Here is a 22,094-nt window from a genome sequence, read left to right as displayed (position 1 = left end):
CGGGCTGCCGTCCGTGCCGTCGGAACCCGGCGCGGCGGACGCCGACGTCCGGCCGGGCCGCGCGCCGTCGCATCGGACAGCCACGAGGCGTGCCTCCACGCCTGCTCGCCGTCGTGATCACCGCTCGGTGCCCCGCACCAGAGACCCGGCGGCCACCAGCTCCTCGATGCCCATCGGGTCGGACGGCGGACCGAAGAACTCGCCGTAGGCGAGCTCACAGCCCATCGTCCGGAGCCTGCGTGCCTGCGCGGCGTCGTCGACGTCGCTCGCGATGACGGCGGGCCCGAGCCTGCGGAACATCGCGACCATGCTGCGCAACGCGAACTGGTCGACCGCGTCGGAGCCCTCGTTGGGATCGCGGGCGGGCACGCCGGACACCAGGACCGCCTCCACCGGTAGCAGCCGCAGCCGGGAGAGCAGCCGTCCCATCGAGCCCAGCTCGCCGACGACGAGGCGAACGCCCAGCTCGGCGAGGATCGACCAGGTGTCCAGCGGTTCGCCGGTGTCGGTGAAGGCGGCCACGGCGGGCACCTCCAGTCGAAGACTCGCCGGAGGCAGCCCGGTCTCGTCCAGGATGGTCCGCACATCGCGCACCAGGTCCTGATCGCGGACCTGTCTGTCCACCAGGGCGACGCTGACCGTCGGGGTGGAGCCGAGGCCGCGACGCCATCGCTGTGCCTGCTCACAGGCCTGTCGGAGCAGCCAGCGGCCGTAGTCCACCACCTGGCCCGCCTCGGCCGCCAGGCCGACGAAGTCGTCCTGAGACAACAGCCCGAACTCCGAGTGATCCCAGCGGGCCACGGCGCGCACACTCGTCAGCCGCCCGTCCGCAAGCCGCATCACCGGCTGAAAGTCGAGGTAGAACTCGTGAGCGCGCAGGGCGGCGGGCATCGTCGCCGCGAGTCGGGATCGACGGTGGCCGATCTGATCGCGGTCCGGATCGTAGAGGGCCCACTGTGCCCGGCCGTCGTCCTTGGCGGCGCGCAGCGTCAGATCACCCGCCCGGATCAGCTCCAGCGGGCCGACCTCCGCGGCCGATCGTTCCACCACGCCGACGCTCACCGACACCGACACGTCCCGGTCGCACACGCGCATCGGCTCGGTCAGCGCGGCCAGCAGCACTTCGACTCGTTCGACGACCGGCGCCGTGCCGCGGGTGTCCGGGATCAGCACCACGAACTCGTCGGCACTGATCCTGGCCACCAGCTCACCGGTCGAGGCGACCTCGGCGGCGAGTCGACCCGCGACCTTGCGCAGCACCTCGTCGCCCACGTCGTAGCCGAGGCCGTCGTTGATCAGTCGGAAGCCGTCGAGTCCGAAGTAGCACAGCGCCAGCCGCCCGTCGGGTCGCAGCGAGCCGAGGACGGCCTCCATCTGCGAGACGAGGACCGAGCGATTGGCGAGCCCGGTCAGGGGGTCCACCATGAGCTGCCTGCGGACCATCTCCTGATTCAAGAACGACTGGGTGCAGTCCTCGACGAACATCACGATCTGGTCGGGCATCCCCTGCTTGTCCCTGATCAGCGAGCCGGTGACCCTGGTCCAGACGGGCTGTTCGCCGTCGATCAGGAATCGCATCGCCGAGCGGAAGCGGTCGCACTCGCCCGCGCTCAGCGCCGTCAGATGCTCGGCCGCGCTGGGCAGGTCCTCGGGATGGACCATGGTGAGGATGTCTCGCCCGACCAGCTCCGAACCGCCCGTGGCGAACAGCTCCGCCAGCGCCGAGTTCGCCGTCTGGACCCTGGCGCGGACATCGAGGGTCGCCACACCGGTCGCGCATCCCTCGACGGCGGTACGGAAGCGGGCGTCGCTCTCCTTCAGCATGGCATCGCTGCGCTGGCGCTCCAGCATCATCGACACCTTCAGATCCTCCTGCTGCCGCAGGACGTGGTCCTGCAGGGCCGCGGCGTAACCGGCGGCCAGAGCACTGCTCAGCGCGATCAGCCGGGTGGCCACCTCCCGTTCGCTCAGGTGCGGGGGCGGGGAGAGACAGGGCCGCAGCCGGGTGCCCAGCACACGAAGGGTGTTCTCCAGCGTCGTCGAGTCGGTGAAATGCGCACCGATCATCGCGGCGCCGATCCGCCTGCCCTCCTCCGGGCTGAAGGGCTCCCGCCGCAGGGCGGCCTCCAGCCGATGGGCGAAGCGTGACAGCAGGTCCTCGGTGTCCTGCCGGGTCATCGCGACGTAGCTGGTCAGGAACACCGAGGCGGCCCAGTCGTGGGCGAACTCCGCCAGCGCCGGATCGCGTCGGGCGACGGACCTGGTCTCCTGAACGAGGGAGGCGCTCAGCTCGTCGCTCACGCGGACGGCTCCGTTCGCCATACCGAGGGTGAGTGGTGGACCTCCCGCCCCCGGTGCGTCGTCGTCCGCTCCGCCGTCGCCCTCGCCGCCGACGACATCGCGCCCCTCGTCGTCATCGGGCGTTCGCCTGAGTCCATGAGGTAACCAATTCAGCTGCTGGGTCACGGTAAGCCTCGCAGTGCGCTTCCTCGGTCTGCCAGTTGATTCTTACAGCAAATAGACCGGGTTGTGCGACCGGGGCGTCACAGTCGGTGCGCTTCAAGGAGACTGTACCGATTTATCGGGTCATGTTTCAGTCCTTGAGGCCGACTACCAGATAACCCAACGCGGCGACATGCTCCAGACCGGTGATCTCGCTCTGTTCGTGTACCCAGGCCATGCCGTCGTTCGCGCCGCCCAATGGAGTGAATCCGCTCAACAACGCCTCGATCTCCGCCCGCGTCCTGATGACGACCGGAGTCGGCGTGTCGTGATAGAGCCTGGCGAATCGTCCCATCTGGTCGGGTCGGTGATCGGCGGTCAGGTGGGTGTAGGCGAAGACGCTGCCGGGGGCCAGCGCGTCGTGGTAGCGGGACAGGAAGCCGGTCGGTCTGTCGGCTTCCGGGATGAAGTGCAGCAGGGCCGTCATGAGCAGCGCCACCGGACGGCTCAGGTCCAGTAAACCGGAATCGGCCGCCGCGGCGAGGATGAGCTCCGGATCGCGGACGTCCGCCTCCACGATCATCGCGCGTTCGTCGCCCGCGAGGAGAAGTCTGCTTTGTCCGACCGTGAGCGGTTCATTGTCGACGTAGACGACGCGACTGTCGTCGATCAGCCGCTGGGCCACCTCGTGGGTGTTGCCGACCGTCGGAATGCCGGAGCCGATGTCGAGGAACTGTCGGATTCCCCTGGCGATGAACCGGTGCACCAGACTCCGACCGAGCAGCCGGTTGTAGATGCACAGATCCCGAATCTCGGGCATCACCTGCATCGCATGGCGGGCGAACTCGCGGTCGGCGGCGAAGTTGCGACTGCCACCAAGGTAGAAGTCGTACACCCGTGCGGCGTTGGGCATCTCCAGCGTCACCGGAAACGGCGTTCTGGTCCACCGGGTCATGAATCACCTCGTGCCGTGCCGTCGTCGAGTGGAGATTACCGAGCCTCCACTCGACGACGTTCAGCGCCCTGTGTGATCCATCACTTCTGATACAGATCGTCGATCTCCGCCGCGTAGTCCTTCGCGATCGCGGCCCGCCGGAGCTTCAGCGAGGGGGTGATGTGACCGTCGTCGATGGTGAAGTCCGAGTGCAGGATGCGGAACTTGCGCACCGACTCCGCGCGGGAGACCCGTTCGTTGCCCGCGTCGACCGCCTCCTGCACGGCGGCGATCAGGTCCACGTCGTCGGCCAGATCGGCGACCGTGGCGTCGGCGGGCTTGTCGTTCTCCGACTTCCACTGCGGGAACGACTCGGCGTCGATCGTGATCAGCGCGGCGATGAACGGCTTGGCGTCCCCGACGACCAGCGCCTGCGAGATCAGCGGGTGGGCCCGGATGACGTCCTCGATGCCTGCCGGAGCGACGTTCTTCCCGCCCGCGGTCACCAGGATCTCCTTCTTCCGCCCGGTGATGCGCAGGTAGCCGTCGGAGTCCAGTTCGCCGAGGTCGCCGGTGGTGAACCAGCCGTCGTCGAAGGACTCGGCGGAGGCCTCGGGGTTGTTCCAGTACTGCTGGAACACGACCCCGCCCTTGATCAGGACCTCGCCGTCCTCGGCGATGCGGATCGCGTTGCCGGGCAACGGCCTGCCCACGGTGCCCAGCTTGATCTTCTCCGGGGAGTTCACCGCGGCGGCGGCCGTCGTCTCGGTGAGGCCGTAACCCTCGAAGACGAGCAGGCCCAGCCCTCGGTAGAAGTGGCTGAGACGTTCGCCGAGGGGGGCACCGCCGGAGATCGCGTACCGCACGCGGCCGCCGAGCACCGCGCGCAGCTTGCTGAACACGAGCTTGTCGAACAGCAGGTGCTTGGCCTTGAGCAGCAGGCCGGGCCCCCCGGTGTCCAACGACTTGCTGTAGGCGATGGCCGTCTTGGCGGCGAGGTCGAAGATCCTGCCCTTGCCTTCGGAGCGGGCCTTCTGACTTGCGCGGTTGAACACCTTCTCGAAGACGTGAGGCACCGAGAGGATGAACGTGGGCCGGAAGGACTGGAGGTCCGCGGTGAGCTCGGTGATGTCCGGGGCGTGCGCGGTGTGCACGCGCTCCCGCACCACGGCCACCTGCACCATGCGGCCGAACACGTGCGCGACCGGCAGGAACAGCAGCGTGGAGGGCGGCGGCCCGTCTGCCGACTGCCGCTTGAAGAGCTGGTGCAGGAGGGTGACCGCGTTGTCCACCTCGGCGTAGAAGTTCGCGTGGGTGAGGACGCAGCCCTTGGGGCGTCCCGTGGTGCCCGAGGTGTAGATGATCGTGGCCGGATCGCTCGCCTTGACGGCCGTCCGGCGCTGGGCGACCTCGTCGTCGCTGACGTCACTGCCCGCCTCGACGATCGCAGCCACCCCGCCCGCCTCGATCTGCCAGACGGTCGTCAACGCGGTGGCGTCCGCCCTGACCGCCTCCACGTCGTCGGCGTTCGCCTGGTTCTCCACCACGGCGGCGACGGCACCGGAGTCGGCGAGGATCCAGCCGATCTGATCACGGGAGGAGGTGGCGTACACCGGAACGGTGATCGCGCCCGCGGTCCAGATCGCGAAGTCGAGCAGCGTCCACTCGTACCGAGTCCTCGCCAGCAGGGCGACCCGGTCTCCCGGCTTGATGCCCGAGCCGATCAGACCCTTGGCCGCCGCGACGACCTCGTCGCGGAACTGCGTGGTGGTGACGTCCGACCAGGTGCCGTCGCCCTGCTTACGGCCGAACACCACCTGTGTCGGAGCATCGGCGGCGTTGGCGTGGACCATGTCGGCCAGTCCGCCTTCCGGCTGCGCCGTTACCAAGGGAGGGACGCTGATCTCGGTCACGACGGCTCCTTAGCTGACGGATGAGGCCCGGTCTGGTCGGTTCGAGGAGACATCCTGCCCCCGGATACCTGATGGCGGTTCTCATCAGGTGAACGCGATGAGTCCGTATCGTGTCTGTAACCGAAGGCATGGGCAAGGGGCACGCACGGCTCGGTGCGGCATGGATGCGTGACCGTTGCCTTGGGCGAGGCCTGCGACGCACCTCCGAGGCGGCGGGCCGCCCGCGAGACGTCGCCGCCTTCGGTCGATCCTCCACGGCGTTCGCCCCACGGTCGGTGACCCCGCGACATAATGACCCTCTCGATCAACTTCGGGGGTGGTCACATGCCGATGTCGAGGATCGGCGGAACGATGCTCTACGCGAGTCTGCCGCGCGGGTTGCCGTGCTGGGTGGACCTCTGCTCGACCGAGCCGGCGGCCGCGCTGGACTTCTACGCGGCGCTGTTCGACTGGGAGTACCAGACCCAGCCCGTCGAGCAGGGCGGCGCGGGCGAGGACTACTTCGTGGCGACGCGGGACGGCATCCCGGTCGGCGGCGTCTCCGCACGCCGGGCGGCCGCGTCCAGCTGGGTGCTGCACCTGGCCGTGCAACGGGTCGGTGAGGCCGCCGCCGCCGCGCGACGGTTCGGCGCGCAGGTCCTGCGTGCGGAGGAGGAGCTGGGTGCGCTGGGCAGGCGGGTGGTGCTGCGGGACTCCAGCCGCGCCGAGATCGCGCTGTTACAGGCGGGCGACGGCTGGCAGTTCGAGGTCGGCAGGCCGGGATCGCTGATCTGGGCCGAGCTGATCACCAATCGGGTGCGGTTCGCGGACCACTTCTACGAGACGCTGTTCGAGTACGAGGCGAGAGAATTCGGCGACGGCAGGCGTTCCGACTTCGTCGTCTGGTACGTGGGCGGCGACTCGGTGCTGGCCAGGGTGCGGATGGTCAAGGACGCCGGCCCGCAGACGGAGCCGCACTGGCTCGTGTACTTCGGGGTCGATCCGGCGGTCGGAGTGGATCAGACGGTCGCGCGGGCGAGGTCGCTCGGTGCGGAGCTCCGGGTCGAGCCCTTCGACTCCGCCTACGGGCGGATCGCGGTGCTCCGTGACGTGACCGGTGCCCGTTTCGGGCTCATCGATGCAGGCGCGGCGACGGGACACGAGTCGGCGGCCGTCTACGACCCGTACGACGACTGAACCGATTCCGGCGCCCGGGCCCGGCGGGTGCCGAGAGCATCGGCCGGGGTCTGCGCGCGGGCGGGCCGCATCGGACTCGGCTAGAACAGGCTGACCCAGTAGCCCCAGAACGCCTGAACCACGAGCGCGACGATCACCAGGCTCCAGGTCAGCATCACCACGTGGCGGTAGTCGACCAGTGCCCGTCCGACGGCGCCCGACGGCAGCCTGCCCGTTCGGATGTTGGCCACCGTCGTGTACCAGAAGATCGGCAGCATCACGGCCCACACGACCATGCAGTACGGGCACAGTGCCCTGATCTCGAACAGACTCGAGTAGATCAGCCAGTGCACGAACACCATGCCGAAGGTGACGCCCGCCTGAAGCCCCAGCCAGAACCAGCGGTGGAATCGCGCCCCCGCGAGCAGCGCGACGCCGATGGTCGTCACCACGGGGAAGGTCGCCACCCCGATGATCGGGTTGGGGAAGCCGAACGCGGCGGCCTGCGGCGTCGTCATCACCGATCCGCAGCTCAGCACCTCGTTGAGGCTGCACGAGGGAATGTAGAGCGGATCGATCAGCAGCTGTATCCGCTCGATGAGCAGGACGAAGGCCGCGGCGAAGCCGACGGCGCCGCCAACGGCCAGTAGTAGAGCCAGTGCGCGCGAGCCGGGGTGCTCGGCCGAGTCCGCCCGGTCGTCGGGGCGGTCTTCTGGTGCGGACGAACCGAGCGAGCCTGCCGCGCTCTCGTCCGCGAGCTGGTGAGCCACGGTCACGATGGTAGTCCGCTGCCCGCGACCGAATCCGAGGATCAGGTCATCATCGTCACGATGCGTGATCGGCCGGTGTGTCGGACATCGTCCGACCTCGGGCGTTCCGGGGTGCTCGCCACCGACGGTGATGTCGAGGCGGCTGGTCGCGGTCGGCTCGCCGGGGTGTCGTCCCGCCGCCGACGGGGCCTCCGGTGCCGGTCAGGGGCGTGGTCCCACCGGAGTCCGTGTCTGTTCCTCTCGCCCGATCGGGCGGACTTGTCGGGCTCGCGTTCCGGCAGGCGAGCGCCGATCCGTGCCCCGCGGGCGTGTCTCGATTCGCCTGGGCGGCCCGGCGAGCCTGCCGTCCTTCAGCCCTGACGGCGTCGGTGTGAAACGTCGCGACGGGTCGGTGACAGCGATCCGCGGAGAAGGAGGTGGAACCGAATGGAGAATTCAGATGAATGGTCGACGAAATCCACCCGTTTGATGCGGCGGGCATCGTGGGATCGACTCCGGCAATGCGGGCCGACCGCCCCGGGTTCGGGTGACCGCTGTTCGAGCTCGCCCGGAAAGCGTCGGATGCGGGGGCGAATACCGGCCGGTAACGGGGGCTCCCGGTGACTGTGGGTGGCCGCCCTGACTCGGCGAAGTCAGGACGTGACGCGTGTCACAGAAAGACAACCTTGGCATCCGGTGGCGCTGACCAGCGGTTTCATCCACCGTGCTTGTCGGTCCCGCAGGTCGGTCGATCGAATTCGGTGGCTGGCTTTCGCGTCGCTCGACGGCTAAAGTGATCGAGTCCCCGGGGAAGTTCTGACGTTTCAGGGAGTTGTTTCGGTGGGGAGCTTCGTCTCGACCCAGCTTGTCCCCTTTTTGTTCATCATCGCACTTATTCTGATTTTCAGCGGAATTGTGGGCGTCGTCCTCAGCTCGATGGGGCCGCGAACCACGATCATGGCGCTGGCGGTCATCGCGTTCTCGTTCGGTTTCGTCGTGCCGATTCTGCCCCTGATCGCCTGCGCGGCACTCGGCGTTCCCTTCGGGTTCTACGTCTACCGTCGCCGCATCGGCATGCCGCTTCGGATGCCGGTCGCGCTGCGCACCGCAGGCCGCTGATTCATCAGCTCGTGGCACAGGTGATCCGACGGTCCGTGTTCGTCGGATGACCTGTGCCACTCTGTGTTCGTGATCTCTCCGCGCGATGCCCGCACCGCCCGCTCGCCCCGACGGCGGCCCGCGGCATCGTGCCTCCTCGCCGGCGCCGCCCGTCGCCTCCCGGGACCGATCCGCCCCCCGATGGTGGTCGCCGATGCGCCTTGACCTGGCACGGTGCCGTCGACGGTTCGAAAGCTGCCTGATCGCCAGACTGGGCACCATCGACGCGGCGGGCAGGCCGCAGCTTGTTCCCGTGACCTTCACGATGGTGGGGGAGTCGGTCTACCTGGTGATCGACCAGAAGCCGAAGTCGACGCGACAGCTCGCCAGGCTTCGCAACATCCGCAGACATCCGGCCGTGTCGCTGCTCGTCGACCACTATGAGCCGGACTGGTCTCGGCTGTGGTGGGTCCGAGTCGACGGCACCGCGCGGATCGAGGCCGAGCCCGCGGTCATGGCGACCCCGTTGCGTGCGCTGGCCGCGAAGTACCCGCAGTACCTGGCCGACCCGCCCGCCGGGCCGGTCATCAGGATCGACGTCGAGCACTGGTCGGGCTGGTCGGCGAGCTGAGCCCGCGCCCGCGATGCCGAGACAGCGGGCGGTGGTCGCGCGGTGCTTGCGCATCGACTCTGACGAGCCCGCAGGCTGCCCGGCGCGGTGCGGACCCGGCCGCCCGGGGGCCCTGCGGCTCGGACGGCCCGCGAAGTCGTCAGGCGACGCCGTGAGAGACGGATACCGGCGGCGGACCCGGGCGGCGTCCCGGCCGAGCCCGCTCCGATCAGTCTCCGCGGCGCACCGGGCCGAGGATCTCCTGCTCCTTCTTCGTGGTGATCAGCCGCAACGGCCGCCAGAGGTTGTGACCCAGCGCCACCACGCCGTCGTCCTTCAACGTCGTGAGCTGCTGCATCATCGGCGGCGGGAGCCGCCACACCCGTGCGGCGAGCTGTGCCTGGCCGACCGGCATGCGCTGCAGCAGCACCAGATCGGCGGCGTTGGCGGTGGCCGTCGCGTTCGGGTGCAGGTACGGCAGCACGTACAGCGTCGTCTGCCACGGCGACCGAGGTGGGAAGAGATCATGCGGCAGGTGGCCCTCGTCGTGCACCACGAGCAGCGGGGAGTCCTCGGTCGGCCGGGGAAGCTCCACGGGGCTGAGCCTGCGGATCTGCACCAGCGGGACGGGACGGCCGTCGGGCAGCTGACCGGCCGCCCGGACCAGCATCTGCCACGCGGCGGGCCTGCCGGTGGCGATCACCACGGAGGCACCCGTGGCCATCGCCCGCAGGGCCACCTGACGAGCCAGATACAGCCCGCCCACCATGACGACCCTGGTCGGTGCCGAGCGCAGCACCGAGATGGTCAGCGGCTCGCCCTTCATGCCGGAGCCGAGCACCATGCCGCCCCGGTCGCCGGAGGGGCTGACCACGTCCAGCATCGCGGGGGACACCAGGAACTCCGGCGCGACGCCCGCGTCGCCGCGCTGGCTGTAGGCGATGCGACTGCTGCTCATACCGTGCCTCCCAACGGCAGCGTGGCGGCGAAGCCGGGGACCTGAAGGCCGCGCAGCGGCGTCAGGGCCACGCCGAGCTTCCCGCTGAGCTGATTCAGCCGGGTGTGCGCGGCGGCCAGCTCACTCGGCGTACGGGCGCTGACCCGCACGAGGCCGCGGAGACTGACCTGGCCCTCGTCCTCGGTCGGCGAGATGGACATCGTCACGGTGGACGACAGCGCCCGGACACCGGTCAGCGCGTTGAGACTGTGGGTGGCGCGGCTCGGCCACGCCGTCACGGCATAACTGGCGTGTCCCACGCCGCCCGCCGTGACCCCCGCCCACCGCTCGCGCAGGCTGACCCTGGCCTGCGCCCCGGCGACCGACTGGAGATTGGCCGTGGAGATCCCGGCGCGCAGCAGCTCGTCGACGTCTAACGGGCGAGTGGGCACGCCCTGGCCCTCCATCGCGTTGCGCACCCGCGACAGGGCGCCGATGAGGGCGCGATGCGCGCCGACCACGCCGCCGCCGCGCTCGGACACCGCGCTCTGACACCGCCGGGGGTCCAGCCGCACCGCGACGAGCGTGCTGCGGCGGGCCGCGGCGGGCAGCGGTCCGAGGACCTCGAGATAGGAGTTCAACGCGGGCGAGCTCGCGGGCAGCGAGGCGCTCCCGGGATAGCAGTGCCAGATCACCTGGATCGAGTCCAGGATCACGCCCCGGTCCTCCAGACACGGCGCCAACGCGCCGAAGGGCAGGTTCGGCGCCGCCCCGACGTGGGTCACCAGCGCGGGGGCCGGCTCGACCATCAGCACCGCGGTCCACGCGCCGTCGTGCCAGGCCAGTCCGAGCGGCCTGCGCTCGTGATCCTTGGCATGCGCCACCACCAGATCCGGGATCACCAGCCGCAGCAGCGCGACCCTGGCGTCCTCCGGCCCGGTGACCGTCTTCTCCTCCGGGGCGGGCACCTCGCCGTCGGTCGGCGCGGGCGGCGTCACGACGCGGGTGTGCGACCGGAACAGGTATCGCAGTGTCAGCCCGCTCCACTGCACCACCCATCGGCCGCGCCAGCGGGCGAACGCGACGGCCAACGCCACCACGAGCACTCCGGCCGAGACCGGCCAGAGGTCGATGTTGATCGCCATCACCAGCAGTCCCACGGCGAGCCCGACCTCGAGCACCACCACGTTGGACACCGGCAGCGCGCCCAGACTGGCACCCACGGTCCGCCTGCGGACCCTGCCGATCGGCCGTGCCGCAGTGCCGGGCGCGGGTCCTTGTCCTGGTCCTGGCGGAGCAGGACGCGCTGCTGCCGGATGCGGTGGTGTGGTCACGGACATGTGTTCGGTCTTCCCCTCGCTGGCGCGTGACGGCGTGGGTGGTGTGGACGGCGCGATCGTGATCGCCCGACAGCGGTGAAGCATGACGAGCTCACAGTGTGACAGCGGCTTTGGGCCCTGCTTCCCGCAATCCAGGCTCAGGCCGAGCCCGCGCCCGCTATTCTTCCGAACCGTACCGTGGACTAGAGAGCTGTAGGTTCGAAATGCCGTCAACACCTACCACCAAGTCCCAGGTCCAGGCTTATCGCTTCGTTTTGCGACGAATGCAGTCGGCGCTGGTGCGCAAGGACGCGGTGATGTTGCACGATCCGATGCGCACGCACATGCGGTCGGTCGGAGCGGGGGTCGCGCTGGCCGTGGTCGGCCTGCTCGGGTTCCTCATCTTCGGGATCATCTCCCCCCGTGCACGGCCGCCGGACGCGGGAGCGGTGGTCGTGTCCGAACCGTCGGGCGGGGTCTACGTCGCGGTGGACAACGACGGGATGCAGCTGATCCCGATGACCAACATGGCGTCCGCCCGGCTGTTGCAGATGCAGCTCGGCGCGGACTCCAAGAGCGAGATGAAGGTCATCGGCGACGACGTGCTGGCCGACATTCCGCGGGGACAGCTCACCGGGCTGATCGGCGCCCCGGACTACATGCCGGGCTCGGATCGCCGCATCGTCCCCAGCTGGGGACTGTGCGACGTCGCGGAACTGGACGACAGCCACCCCGACGCCGAGGCGGTGGCCCGCCCGGAGACCACGGTCCTGGCGGGTGTCGAGGACATGCCCGGCACGCCGATGACCGACGAGCAGGCGCTGCTGGTGCACTCGGCGGAGAATCAGCAGCACTACCTGATCTATCGGCCGTCCGGCGACGAGGGCGGTTCCCGAGGAGTGGTCCGCGCCCCGATCGACGTGGAGAACGACCCGGTGGCCGCCGCCGCCGTGTTGAACTCCGATCCGACGCCTCGGGCGATCAGCCTCGGGCTGCTCAACGCGATCCCCGAGGTCGCCCCCTTCGGCGCCCCGGAGATCCCGAACGTGGGCAGCCCGCTCGAACAGCCGGTCCAGCTCAGCGACCAGTCGGACGCACAGGTCGGGACGGTGGCCTTCTCCGAGACCGCGGCGGGCGTCCGCGGCTACTACCTCCTGTTGGCGGACGGTTACCAGCAGATCCCCGAGGGCGTGGCCGACCTGATCCGCGCCGAGCAGGACCTGACGGTCGCGACGCCGGGCATCCAGGCCGACCAGCTGACCCGGCTGTCGGAGACGGAGAACCGCATCGACGTCTCCGACCTGCCCGAGCAGCTGCCGACCCCGGTGTCCTTCCGGGAGTCGGAGATGTCCTGCTTCACCTGGGACGGCTCCGACGGACAGCGCATCGAACTCACCCTGGGCGACGAGGTCGTGCTGCCCAAGTCCGATGAGGACAGCGACGTCGAGATGCGTGCGGTCCGGCTGTCCAGCAGCGAGCACGTGGACTACTTCTTCATGCCGCCGGGCAACGCCGCCGTGGTCCGCGCCGCCACCAGCGAGGAGGGCTTCGAACGAGGCCCGCTGCACTTCGTCTCCGACCGGGGCGTGACCTACGGCATCCCGGATATGGCGCACGTGGCGGGCCTGGACCTGGCGGCCGAGGGCTCCACGGTCGACGCCGGGCCGCAGTCGATCCTCGGCCTGCTGCCCAGCGGCCCTCGTCTCGACCAGGAGGACGTCAGCCGGGTGTACGACGCGGTGCCCTTCGACGGCAGCGGCGGCGACCGGATCCTTCTCGACCCCGAGGCGGCCCAGCCGGAGCAGACCGAGTCGGAGGACGACCTCTTCGGTTTCTAGCTCCTCGGGAGCGAGAACCGGCACGACCGTCGAAGGCCGCGGACCGCGGTCGGGCGCCGATCCTCTGTGAGGGTCGGCGCCCGCCGTCGTCTTCGGGTCTTCTTCTCGCAGGTGGGAACCGTACGGCGTCGCACGCCGTCTCACCGGCAGCGACGCGAACCATGATCTCGGCATTCTCTGGGGGGCGAGCCGTGTCCGACATCACCATCGACATCGACTGGCTGAACAACTACGCGAAGAGCGTCCACAACGCCGCCGACGACATGACGGCGGCCGACGAGGGTCTCAACGAGACGCGGATCGGCGCGGAGAGCTTCGGCGAACTGGGAGCGGAGGTCGGCACCGACGTCGCGTACGCGCGGGTGGCCGACCACCTCTACGAACAGGCTCGCCGGGGTTGCGAGGTGCTGGCGGCCGCCGCCGTGGGCCTGCGCAACGTCGTCACCCTGCACCAGACGCAGGACGAGGACTCGGCGAGCGGGTTCACGCGCACCGACTCGATCTGAACACTCGAAAGGAGGTCGCCGTGCGACCCGACCAGTACAGCCGCGAGATCGCTCCGGACGGCCGGTGGAGCCGAGCGACCGCTGATCGCGTCGCCGCTCCGGAACGGGGCGAGGCCCTCGGGACACTCGGCGCCGGACAGGTCGACCACGCGGGCCGATTCGCCGCGCCCGCGCCCGTCGAGACCGCGCCGGACCGTGCTTCCGCCAAGCCCGACGCGGGCGGGCTCGGCGGCCCCGACGGCGAGCAGATCGCGGGCGGCGTGAGCGGCCACCTGGAGTACCTCTCCTGGATCAGTCGGGAACTGGGTGTGCCCGACCCCGTCGCGGAGTACTTCGGTCCCGTCGTCGGCCGCTGGACCGACATGCACGAGCAGGCCGACCGGTGGCGCCGGGCCGCCGGACTCGTCGACGACGTCGCCGTCGACGTCGCGAGCCCGCTCGGCGGGATGGACGAGAGCTGGACCGGCGCCGACGCGGAGTCCTTCCGGGCGCACATCGACCAGTTCGGCCTGGCGACGACGTCGCTCTCGGAGACGATGGTCGCGCTCGCCGAGGCCCTCGATGCCACCGCCGACGGCATCCGCGCGTTGGTGATGGACATGGTGGAGATCCTCGCGCACGGCGCCGAGTCGGTGTCCGAGGCGATGGTGCTGCCGCTGGAGGGCGAGCAGCGGGCGCGGAACTTCCTGCGGGAGATGCAGGGTCCGGTCGTGGAGATGTTCGAGCTGGTCCGGGAGGTCCTCCAGGCACTGGTGAGCGCCTGCGAGGGCTTCGAGGGGCAGAACGCCTTCTCCGACATCGAGATGGCCCACACCTATCCCGGCGAGGACTGGAGCTTCGAGATGCCGGCCACGGGCGGCGGACCCGCGCCGGAGACGGCACCCGCGGGCGTGGGCGGCGGTGGCGCGGGCGGTGGCGGTGCAGGCGGCGGTGGCGCGGGCGTCGGCGGTGGCGGTGTCGGTGTCGGCGGTGGCGCGGGCATCGGCGGTGCGGGCGGCGCGCCCAGCGGTCCGGCCGCGCCGGTGTCGTCCGGCGCGACGACCGGCATCGCGGCGGCCACCGGCGGAACGCCCCCGTCGTCCGTCGTGGGCGGCGCGGGCGGCGGTGCAGGCGGCGGCGGAATGATGGGCGGGATGATGGGCGGCGGCGGAATGGGCGGCGGCGCTCAGCAGAACGAGGACAAGGAACGCAAGAAGTCCTCTCGGGTGATCTCCGACGCCACCGAGCTGTTCGGCGAGCCGGAGGCCACCGTCGCGCCCGTGATCGGCGCCGACGACGATCTACGCTGAGCCAGAGGACGCTGACGCCCGACGGCAATCGACGTCCGATGGCGCTGACACTCACGACGATCGACGTCCGAACGACGAGGGGCGGTCGCCATCGATATGGCGACCGCCCCTCACGCTGTTCAGGCTGCTCCGGCCCTGCTCAGGCCTCGCTGCCCTGCCGGGTATGCCGGACGGCGCGGACGATGAAGAGCGTGATCCCCAGCAGCACGAGGCCGCCGCCCGCGCCGGAGACGGCCACCACGGTGGGCGTCCAGTCGAACGGGGCCATCGGGGGCAGTTCGTTGCGTGCCTGCCGCGGCTCGGCGGGCTGGATGCCGTGCTCCTCGGGAAGGACCTCGGTCAGCGCGGCCACCGGATTGAGCACGCCGTAGCCGACGCCGAAGCTGTGGCCTTCGAGACCGCCGGGGTGCTGTGCCGTGTTGACCAGCCGATCGATGACCTGCTGTGCGCTGAGGTCGGGGTAGCGTTCGCGCACCAGCGCGGCGACCCCGGCGACGTAGGGCGCCGAGAAGCTGGTGCCCTCGATGGGCCCGAGCTCGCCGTTGGAGCTGGCGACCTGATTGGCCAGCGAGGTGGCTCCGCCCGCCGGGTCCAGCGAGATGATGTCCTCGCCGGGCGCCACGATGTCCACCCATTCGCCCTGGATGGAGAAGTCGGAGATCGCGCCGTCGCCGCCGATGGACCCGACCGTCAGCACCTCGGGGAAGACACCGGGGAAGGTGTGGTTCTGCAGCGAGTTCGGCGTGTTGGGGTTCGCGCAGCTCGGATCGTCGGAGTTGTGGTTGCCCGCCGCGGCGACCACCACGATGTCGCGCTCCACGGCATAGTCGATCGCCGCCCGCAGCCGCTCCGTGTACTGGTCACTCGGGTAGCTGGAGACGACGCAGGCGGTCTCGGAGAGGTTGATCACCGTCGCGCCCCGGTCGGCGGCGAGCACGATCGCCCGCGACATCGTGTCCAGGTTGCCCGCCTGGATCGCGTCGTCCTCCAACCGGTCGACGTGGCCGTAGAAGTGGGACACGTTGCGGATCGAGAGGATCTCGGCGTCGGGCGCGACGCCCTTGAAGCCGGTCACCGGGTCCTCGGCGGCCGCGATGATCCCGGCCACGATCGTGCCGTGGCCGTCGCAGTCGCTCAGGCCGTCCATGTTCGCGATGTAGTCGCCGCCGCCCTCGACGCGGCCCGCGAGCCGAGGGTGCACGCTGACGCCGGTGTCGATGACCGCGACCTTCTGGCCCGCGCCGGTCGCGTACTGCTGCGCCTCGTCGATCCGCAGGAACATCTGTCCCCACGGAGTCTGCTGGAGATCCGAGGGCAGGCTTCCGTTCGGCTGGATGCACTGGATGGCGGGCTCGAACTGCGCGTGATCGCCGCCGCCGGGGCCGGGATTGGTCGGCACCAGGGCCGGGTCCGGCGGCGGATACCGCGCCGCGTCGGTGATCGTGTCCTCGGTGTCCGACTGCTGGGCGTACGCGGGCGCCCCGGCCAGCGGCAGGCCCACGGCCAGCAGCCCGGCGGCGAGGGCGGCCGAGACACGTCGGGTCATGCGGGTGGAGGTCATCGCGAGCCCATCGACTAGAAGCCCAGATCGATCTGGATCAGGTGCCGGAACGTGCTGTAGAGATCCATCACCGCCAGCGCCAACGGGATGACGGCCGCGATCATCACGGCCTCGAAGATGTCGACGGAGCGACGCAGCACGGGGGAGAACTTCTGCTCGGGGAAGACGACGCCGAAGACGAAGGCCGACACCGCCAGCGCCAACAGGCTGCTCATCGTCCACAGCAGCAGCGTCAGCGTGTCGCCCGCGCTGAGCATCAGCCAGCCGATCATGAGCCCCGCGAAGGTCGCGATCCCGCACATCAGCAGGGCGATGGCCTGGACGCCGTTGGCGTAGGTCCGCGACCGCATCAGCAGCACGATCGCCACCACGACGCCGAAGATCGGCCCCCAGATGGTCTCGGAGCTCGCGGCGATGACCGACCCGACCGCCGCCGTGGCGCCGCAGCCGATGATCATGCCGGTCATGTACTCGTGGGCGAGACCGGACCGGCGCTCGATGACGGCGTAATCCGGGAAGCCGCCGTCCTCCTTGAGGTCCTCCGCGTTGCCCGGCACCTGCGGCAGCGGCAGCTTGGCCAGCTGAATGGTGATGCGGGGCAGCAGCGAGATCGTCGCGACGCCGACCGCGGCCGCGCCCGCGGCGATGCCGGGGGCGGGGTGGTCGACGAAGGTCGCGATGAAGAAGGCGATGGTGCCGAAGAGTCCCGCGGTCGCCGAGGCGACGAACACGGTGATGCCGGTGCCCAGCAGCATGATGCAGGCCGCCGAGGCGACCAGGATCAGCGTGAAGGCCAGCAGGAAGGCCGGGCGCGGCTGGGCGCCGGGCACGATGTAGAAGCCGGAGACGAAGGCCATCGGGAGGCCGCCCGCCGCCGCGATCAGCAGGCCGGTGGTCACCGCGCGATAGACGCGGGCGATGACCGTGCCGAGGCTGATGGCGGCGATCGCCGCGACGCCGCCCGTGATCGCGGCGGCGAGGTTGTTGGCCGGGCCGGCGAGGAAGACCGCCACGGCGGCGCCGAGCAGGGCCAGCACGCCGGCCAGATGCCCGAGCCGGTGCGCCGTCTCCTTCGTCCACGGCCGGAAGCTGTTCGGGTCGGAGTCCGAGATGGCGTCGACGACGTCGTCGTAGAGCGGCGGCGGCGGATTGTCGACCCGACGCCGCAGTTGCAGGATCTCCCCGTCGACCACACCGAGGGAGGCGAGGGTGCGATTCGGGGTCAGCGGACCCTCGCCCATCTTGGTCAGGCACCAGCCGCCGTGCCGAGCGCCGCCGTCCGGGGTGACCTCTTTGGCCATCTCCAGCAGCATCGGGAGGATGTCGGCCACGGCAACATCGGCAGGCAGCGCCACATCGATGCGTGTCTTCGGCGCAACCACCGTGACCCGGCTGAACACCGTCGTACCGGTCGCCACTTGAGTCTCCTGGTCTTGTCGTCGGTCCAAGTCTCCTGCGGCGCGGCATCGCGATGATCGCGGCTGCTCCTCGGCCGCCGAGTGGCAGGCCGGAAGACTGTCGTCGCTCACTTCCCGCCCGGGGCGGGCATTAAGGTCTGGTTGTTCGAAACCGCCCCGGTCCGTCGCCGAGCGACCCTAGTATGGCGGCACCGGCAGGCTCGCGTCCGGGAGTTCGAAGACAACGATCAGAATGTATGCGGCTCGTCGCCCATCACGTCGTCCGGTCGTTCGTCGAGCCCATCGGATGTCGTCGAGCGACAAACACCACATCGAGTTCGAGAGGTGCGTCTTCGGTGAGCACGCTGAGGTTCAAGCGGTCGCCGCGGCTGGCGGCCCCCAGGCTCCCCGGCGGAGAGGTGCATCTCGAACCGCCGCCCGAGGTGCCGAGGACCATTCCCGGCAACATCATCCAGAAGCTGTTGCCCGTGATCATGATCGTGGCCTCGATCGGCATGATGGCCTTCATGTTCATGGTGCGCCGCAGCCCCATGATGATGATGATGGGCGGCATGTTCCTCATCTCGACCATCGGGATGATGGCGGGTGGTCGCGGGAACGGACAGGCCCAGAAGAAGGCCGAGATGAACGAGGACCGCAAGGACTACCTGCGGTACCTCGGACAGATGCGGGATCGTGCGCGGGAGGCCGCCGACGAGCAGCGGGCGGCCCGCGAGTGGAGCCACCCCGATCCGCAGGCGCTGTGGTCCATCGCCGCGAGCAGTCGCAGGCTGTGGGAACGCCGGACCAACGACCCGGACTTCTGCCAGCTCCGGTCCGGGCGCGGCCCGCAACGGCTGTCCACCCGGCTCGTCCCGCCGCAGACCGGGCCGGTCGACGAACTGGAGCCGCTCACCACGCTGGCCCTGCGCCGCTTCGTCCGGGGCCACTCGATCCTGCCCGACATGCCGATCGCGATCTCGCTGCGCGGCTTCGCGGCGATCGGCCTCAACGGCGAACGTGAACACACCCGGCCGCTGGCGCGGGCGCTGCTCTCCCAGCTCGCCACCTTCCACAGCCCCGAGGACGTGCTGATCGCCGTGGTCGCGGCGGGCAAGACGAAGCAGGAGTGGGAGTGGGTGAAGTGGCTGCCGCACGCGCAGCACCCCACGCTCACCGACGGCATCGGGCAGCTCCGGATGATGGCGGGCTCGCTCGGTCAGATCGAGGCCTGGCTCGCCGATCAGATCAGGGATCGTCAGCGGTTCAGCCGCAACGCGCCGGTGCAGCCCGATCAGCCGCACATCGTCATCGTCATCGACGACGGCGATGTCAGCCGTGAGGAGCACATCCTCATGGAGGAGGGCCTGGTCGGCGTCACCCTGCTCGACCTCTCCGACTCGCTGGGCAACCTGACCTCCCGCCGCGGGCTGCGCATGGTGGTCGAGGCGGAGCGCCTCGGCGCGAAGGGCGCGGGCGGCGTCGAGTGGTTCGGCGCCCCGGACGGCCTCAGCCTCGCCGAGGCGGAGGCGCTGGCCAGGCGGATCGCCCCGTACCGGATCAGCGCGGCGCAGCAGCAGGAGGAGGAGGACGAGCCCCTGCTGTCCAATCCCGGCGTGCTGGAGATGGCGGGCATCCCCGGCGACCCGATGACCTTCGACGTCCAGGAGGCCTGGCGGCCCCGCCCGGTGCGCGACCGGTACAAGGTCGCCTTCGGCGTCGGCGAGCACGGACAGCTCGTCGAGCTCGACATCAAGGAGGCCGCCGCGGGCGGCATGGGGCCGCACGGCCTGTGCGTCGGGGCGACCGGTTCCGGTAAGTCCGAGTTCCTGCGGACCCTGGTGCTGGGCCTGCTGGCCACGCACTCCTCGACCACCCTCAACATGATCCTGGTCGACTTCAAGGGTGGTGCGACGTTCTCCGGCCTGGACGTGGCGCCGCACGTCGCCGCGACGATCACCAACCTCGCGGGCGACCTGACCATGGTCGACCGGATGAAGGACGCCATCGCGGGCGAGATGGCCCGGCGGCAGGAAGTGCTGCACAAGGGCAATTTCAAGAACGTCTGGGATTATCAGAAGGCGCGGGAGAACGGCGCCGATCTCGATCCGCTTCCCGCGTTGTTCATCTGTATCGACGAGTTCTCCGAGATGCTGGTCGCCAAGCCGGACTTCATCGACCTGTTCCTGCAGATCGGTCGAGTCGGCCGGTCGCTCCAGGTGCACATGCTGCTGGCCTCGCAGCGACTGGAGGAGGGCAAGCTTCGCGGTCTGGACACCTTCTTGTCCTATCGCATCGGTCTGAAGACCTTCTCCGCGTCCGAGTCGCGGGCCGCGATCGGCGTGCCCGACGCCTATGAGCTGCCGTCGATTCCCGGCTCCGGCTATCTGAAGTTCGACACGACGAGCATGGTGCGCTTCAAGGCGTCCTACGTCTCCGGGCCGTACCGGCCCGCGGGCATCCAGGTCGGCCCGTCCTCGGCCCCGGTCACGGCGGACCGTCGTCCGAAGCTGTTCGTGCCCGACTACATCGAGATCCCCCAGGAGCCGGTGCAGCAGGTCGAGGAGGTCAAGGAGGAGAAGGAGGAGAAGGCGGACGAGCCGAGCAGCCTCGACGTCCTCGTCGGCAGGCTCGTCGGCCAGGGGCCGCCCGCCCACGAGGTGTGGCTGCCGCCGTTGGTGGACCCGCCGTCGCTCGACCAGTTGCTTCCCCCGTTGTCGCAGACCGAGGACCGAGGACTCAGCCCGGTCGGGTTCTACGGCAACGGCAGGCTCACCGTCCCCCTCGGCCTCGTCGACAAGCCGTTCGACCAGCGACGTGATCTGCTCTGGGCCGATCTCTCCGGCGGCAAGGGCCACGCGGCGGTGGTCGGCGGCCCGCAGGCGGGCAAGTCGATGCTGCTGCGGACGCTGATCATGTCGATGGCGTTGACGCACACGCCGCAGGAGGTCCAGTTCTACTGCCTGGACTTCGGTGGCGGCACGCTCGGCAGCCTCGCGGGGCTGCCGCACGTCGGCGGCGTGGCCAGCAGGCGGGACCCGGACACGGTGCGGCGTACCTTCGCCGAGATCAGCGGGATCATCACGGCGCGGGAGGCCCGCTTCGCGCAGCTCAACGTCGACTCGATGGCGGACTACCGCACGCGCAAGCGGCAGGGTGAGGCCGCCGACGATCCGTTCGGTGACGTCTTCTTCATCATCGACGGCTGGCTGAACTTCAAGACCGAGTTCGACGCGCTGGAGAAGCAAGTCCAGACGCTGGCTGCCCAGGGCCTGTCCTACGGCGTGCACATCATCGTCGCCGCGAACCGTTGGGCGGAGGTCCGTCCCGCGCTGAAGGATCTGCTGCTCACCCGGCTGGAGCTGCGGCTCGGTGACACCAGCGAGTCCGAGGTGGACCGCCGGGTGGCGGTCAACGTCCCGCAGGGCATCCCCGGCCGGGGGCTCTCACCGGAGAAGCTGCACTTCCTCACCGCGCTGCCCAGGGTCGACGCCGTCAGCGACGCGGGCGACATCGGTAACGGCGTCGCCGACGCGGTCGCCAAGGTCACCGCCGCCTGGAAGGGCAAGCCCGCCCCGCAGGTCCGGCTGCTGCCGCAGCTGCTGCCCTACGCCGAGATCCCGGCGTTCCAGCAGCCCGCGGGCAAGAAGCTGGTCCCGATCGGCGTCGATGAGAACGAGCTGGCTCCGGTCTTCCTCGACTTCGACTCCGACCCGCACTTCATGGCCTTCGCCGAGCGGGAGGCAGGCAAGACGAACCTGCTGCGGGCGGTCATCAAGGGCATCATCAACACCTACACCTCCAAGGAGGCGCTGATCCTGCTGGTGGACTACCGGCGGACGATGCTCGGCTACCTCCAGACCGACCACCTGCTGGAGTACGCCGCGTCGGCGCAGCAGGTGAAGGGCTATGTCGCGGACATCAAGAAGTCCCTGGACAAGCGACTGCCCGGTCCGAACGTCACCCAGGAGGAGCTGCGGAACCGGTCCTGGTGGAAGGGGCCGGAGCTGTTCATCGTCGTCGACGACTACGAGCTGGTCTCGCCGCAGGGCGCCAACCCGTTGGCCCCGCTCGCGCCGTACGTCGCGCAGGCCAAGGACGTCGGCCTCCACCTGATCCTGGCCCGCAACATCGCGGGCGGGACAAGGGCGGGCTTCGAGCCGATCATCGGCAAGATGAAGGAGGTCACCAGCCCCGGCATCATCATGAGCGGGCCGAAGGAGGAGTCGAACATCCTGGGCAACATCAAGCCCACGGCCATGCCGCCGGGCCGAGGCACCATCGTCAGCAGGCGGACCGGGCAGCAGCTCATCCAGATCGGCTGGGTGGAGCCCGAGTACTAGAGT

General features: G+C 69.8%; 15 protein-coding genes. 7 read left to right on the top strand and 8 right to left on the bottom strand.

The genetic code is table 11. The features are described 5' to 3' along the window. Positions 1 to 117 precede the first annotated feature (117 nt). The 3 genes from AHOG_RS26070 to AHOG_RS26060 all read right to left on the bottom strand — a co-directional run bounded on the left by AHOG_RS26070 (position 118) and on the right by AHOG_RS26060 (position 5,289). The gene (locus tag AHOG_RS26070; RefSeq protein ID WP_169725907.1) at positions 118 to 2,301 is read right to left on the bottom strand and encodes a putative bifunctional diguanylate cyclase/phosphodiesterase; all 2,184 of its coding nucleotides are present in this window, start codon (positions 2,299 to 2,301) and stop codon (positions 118 to 120) included. A 292-nt stretch (positions 2,302 to 2,593) separates the two neighbouring features. Further along, positions 2,594 to 3,397 carry an SAM-dependent methyltransferase gene (locus AHOG_RS26065; protein WP_093943674.1) on the bottom strand — a complete coding sequence of 268 codons (804 nt, stop codon included), beginning with the start codon at positions 3,395 to 3,397 and terminating at the stop codon, positions 2,594 to 2,596. Between the two features lie 80 nt (positions 3,398 to 3,477). After that, positions 3,478 to 5,289, bottom strand: a complete 1,812-nt coding sequence (locus AHOG_RS26060) for an AMP-dependent synthetase/ligase (protein ID WP_376700112.1) — start codon at positions 5,287 to 5,289, stop codon at positions 3,478 to 3,480. 324 nt (positions 5,290 to 5,613) lie between these two features. Here AHOG_RS26060 and AHOG_RS26055 point away from each other — a divergent pair, with 324 nt between their 5' ends. After that, positions 5,614 to 6,465 (top strand): VOC family protein, encoded by an 852-nt coding sequence (locus AHOG_RS26055; RefSeq protein ID WP_093943673.1) that lies wholly within the window; start codon positions 5,614 to 5,616, stop codon positions 6,463 to 6,465. Positions 6,466 to 6,545: 80 nt separating this feature from the next. Here the strand turns inward: AHOG_RS26055 and AHOG_RS26050 are convergent, their stop codons facing one another. Continuing rightward, positions 6,546 to 7,214, bottom strand: coding sequence for a vitamin K epoxide reductase family protein (locus tag AHOG_RS26050; RefSeq protein ID WP_093944823.1), 669 nt, complete (start codon positions 7,212 to 7,214; stop codon positions 6,546 to 6,548). An 819-nt stretch (positions 7,215 to 8,033) separates the two neighbouring features. On the opposite strand from AHOG_RS26050, the gene AHOG_RS26045 reads away from it, so the two are divergent. Together AHOG_RS26045 and AHOG_RS26040 are read left to right on the top strand one after the other, a co-directional pair. Next, the gene (locus tag AHOG_RS26045) at positions 8,034 to 8,312 is read left to right on the top strand and encodes a hypothetical protein (protein ID WP_157737045.1); all 279 of its coding nucleotides are present in this window, start codon (positions 8,034 to 8,036) and stop codon (positions 8,310 to 8,312) included. Positions 8,313 to 8,505: 193 nt separating this feature from the next. Further along, the gene (locus AHOG_RS26040) at positions 8,506 to 8,922 is read left to right on the top strand and encodes a TIGR03668 family PPOX class F420-dependent oxidoreductase (protein WP_093943671.1); all 417 of its coding nucleotides are present in this window, start codon (positions 8,506 to 8,508) and stop codon (positions 8,920 to 8,922) included. Between the two features lie 208 nt (positions 8,923 to 9,130). Here the strand turns inward: AHOG_RS26040 and AHOG_RS26035 are convergent, their stop codons facing one another. Both AHOG_RS26035 and eccE read right to left on the bottom strand, forming a co-directional pair. Beyond that, complete coding sequence (locus AHOG_RS26035) at positions 9,131 to 9,859, bottom strand: hypothetical protein (RefSeq protein ID WP_093943670.1); 729 nt, start codon at positions 9,857 to 9,859, stop codon at positions 9,131 to 9,133. Then, positions 9,856 to 11,034 carry a type VII secretion protein EccE gene (gene eccE, locus AHOG_RS26030; protein WP_169725955.1) on the bottom strand — a complete coding sequence of 393 codons (1,179 nt, stop codon included), beginning with the start codon at positions 11,032 to 11,034 and terminating at the stop codon, positions 9,856 to 9,858. Before eccE ends, AHOG_RS26035 begins: the two co-directional genes overlap by 4 nt. A 347-nt stretch (positions 11,035 to 11,381) precedes the next feature. Between eccE and eccB the strand changes: the two genes are divergently transcribed. From eccB to AHOG_RS26015, 3 genes are all read left to right on the top strand, one after another. Further along, on the top strand, positions 11,382 to 12,995 hold the full coding sequence (gene eccB / locus AHOG_RS26025; RefSeq protein WP_093943668.1) for a type VII secretion protein EccB: 1,614 nt from the start codon (positions 11,382 to 11,384) through the stop codon (positions 12,993 to 12,995). Between the two features lie 191 nt (positions 12,996 to 13,186). Then, positions 13,187 to 13,501: a hypothetical protein gene (locus tag AHOG_RS26020; RefSeq protein ID WP_093943667.1), complete on the top strand. Its 315-nt coding sequence runs from the start codon at positions 13,187 to 13,189 to the stop codon at positions 13,499 to 13,501. Between the two features lie 20 nt (positions 13,502 to 13,521). After that, positions 13,522 to 14,790, top strand: a complete 1,269-nt coding sequence (locus AHOG_RS26015) for a WXG100 family type VII secretion target (RefSeq protein WP_093943666.1) — start codon at positions 13,522 to 13,524, stop codon at positions 14,788 to 14,790. 139 nt (positions 14,791 to 14,929) lie between these two features. Here the strand turns inward: AHOG_RS26015 and mycP are convergent, their stop codons facing one another. Beyond that, the gene (gene mycP / locus AHOG_RS26010) at positions 14,930 to 16,336 is read right to left on the bottom strand and encodes a type VII secretion-associated serine protease mycosin (RefSeq protein ID WP_211290496.1); all 1,407 of its coding nucleotides are present in this window, start codon (positions 16,334 to 16,336) and stop codon (positions 14,930 to 14,932) included. A 29-nt stretch (positions 16,337 to 16,365) separates the two neighbouring features. Then, on the bottom strand, positions 16,366 to 17,769 hold the full coding sequence (gene eccD / locus AHOG_RS26005; protein WP_093943664.1) for a type VII secretion integral membrane protein EccD: 1,404 nt from the start codon (positions 17,767 to 17,769) through the stop codon (positions 16,366 to 16,368). Between the two features lie 335 nt (positions 17,770 to 18,104). On the opposite strand from eccD, the gene eccCa reads away from it, so the two are divergent. Then, positions 18,105 to 22,091 carry a type VII secretion protein EccCa gene (eccCa, locus tag AHOG_RS26000; protein ID WP_093943663.1) on the top strand — a complete coding sequence of 1,329 codons (3,987 nt, stop codon included), beginning with the start codon at positions 18,105 to 18,107 and terminating at the stop codon, positions 22,089 to 22,091. Positions 22,092 to 22,094: the final 3 nt, after the last annotated feature.

Source organism: Actinoalloteichus hoggarensis (assembly GCF_002234535.1).
Classification (GTDB): Bacteria; Actinomycetota; Actinomycetes; order Mycobacteriales; family Pseudonocardiaceae; genus Actinoalloteichus_A; species Actinoalloteichus_A hoggarensis.
The sequence above is the reverse complement of the archived record's forward strand: the minus strand, read 5'-3'. Positions and strand labels throughout refer to the sequence as shown.

What these genes read in the sequence shown, in the direction of transcription:
- AHOG_RS26065 (WP_093943674.1), bottom strand. Translation starts at nt 3,397, where the DNA reads ATGACCCGGTGGACCAGAACGCCGTTTCCGGTGACGCTGGAGATGCCC.
- AHOG_RS26055 (WP_093943673.1), top strand. Translation starts at nt 5,614, where the DNA reads ATGCCGATGTCGAGGATCGGCGGAACGATGCTCTACGCGAGTCTGCCG.
- AHOG_RS26040 (WP_093943671.1), top strand. Translation starts at nt 8,506, where the DNA reads ATGCGCCTTGACCTGGCACGGTGCCGTCGACGGTTCGAAAGCTGCCTG.
- AHOG_RS26035 (WP_093943670.1), bottom strand. Translation starts at nt 9,859, where the DNA reads ATGAGCAGCAGTCGCATCGCCTACAGCCAGCGCGGCGACGCGGGCGTC.
- eccB (WP_093943668.1), top strand. Translation starts at nt 11,382, where the DNA reads ATGCCGTCAACACCTACCACCAAGTCCCAGGTCCAGGCTTATCGCTTC.
- mycP (WP_211290496.1), bottom strand. Translation starts at nt 16,336, where the DNA reads ATGACCCGACGTGTCTCGGCCGCCCTCGCCGCCGGGCTGCTGGCCGTG.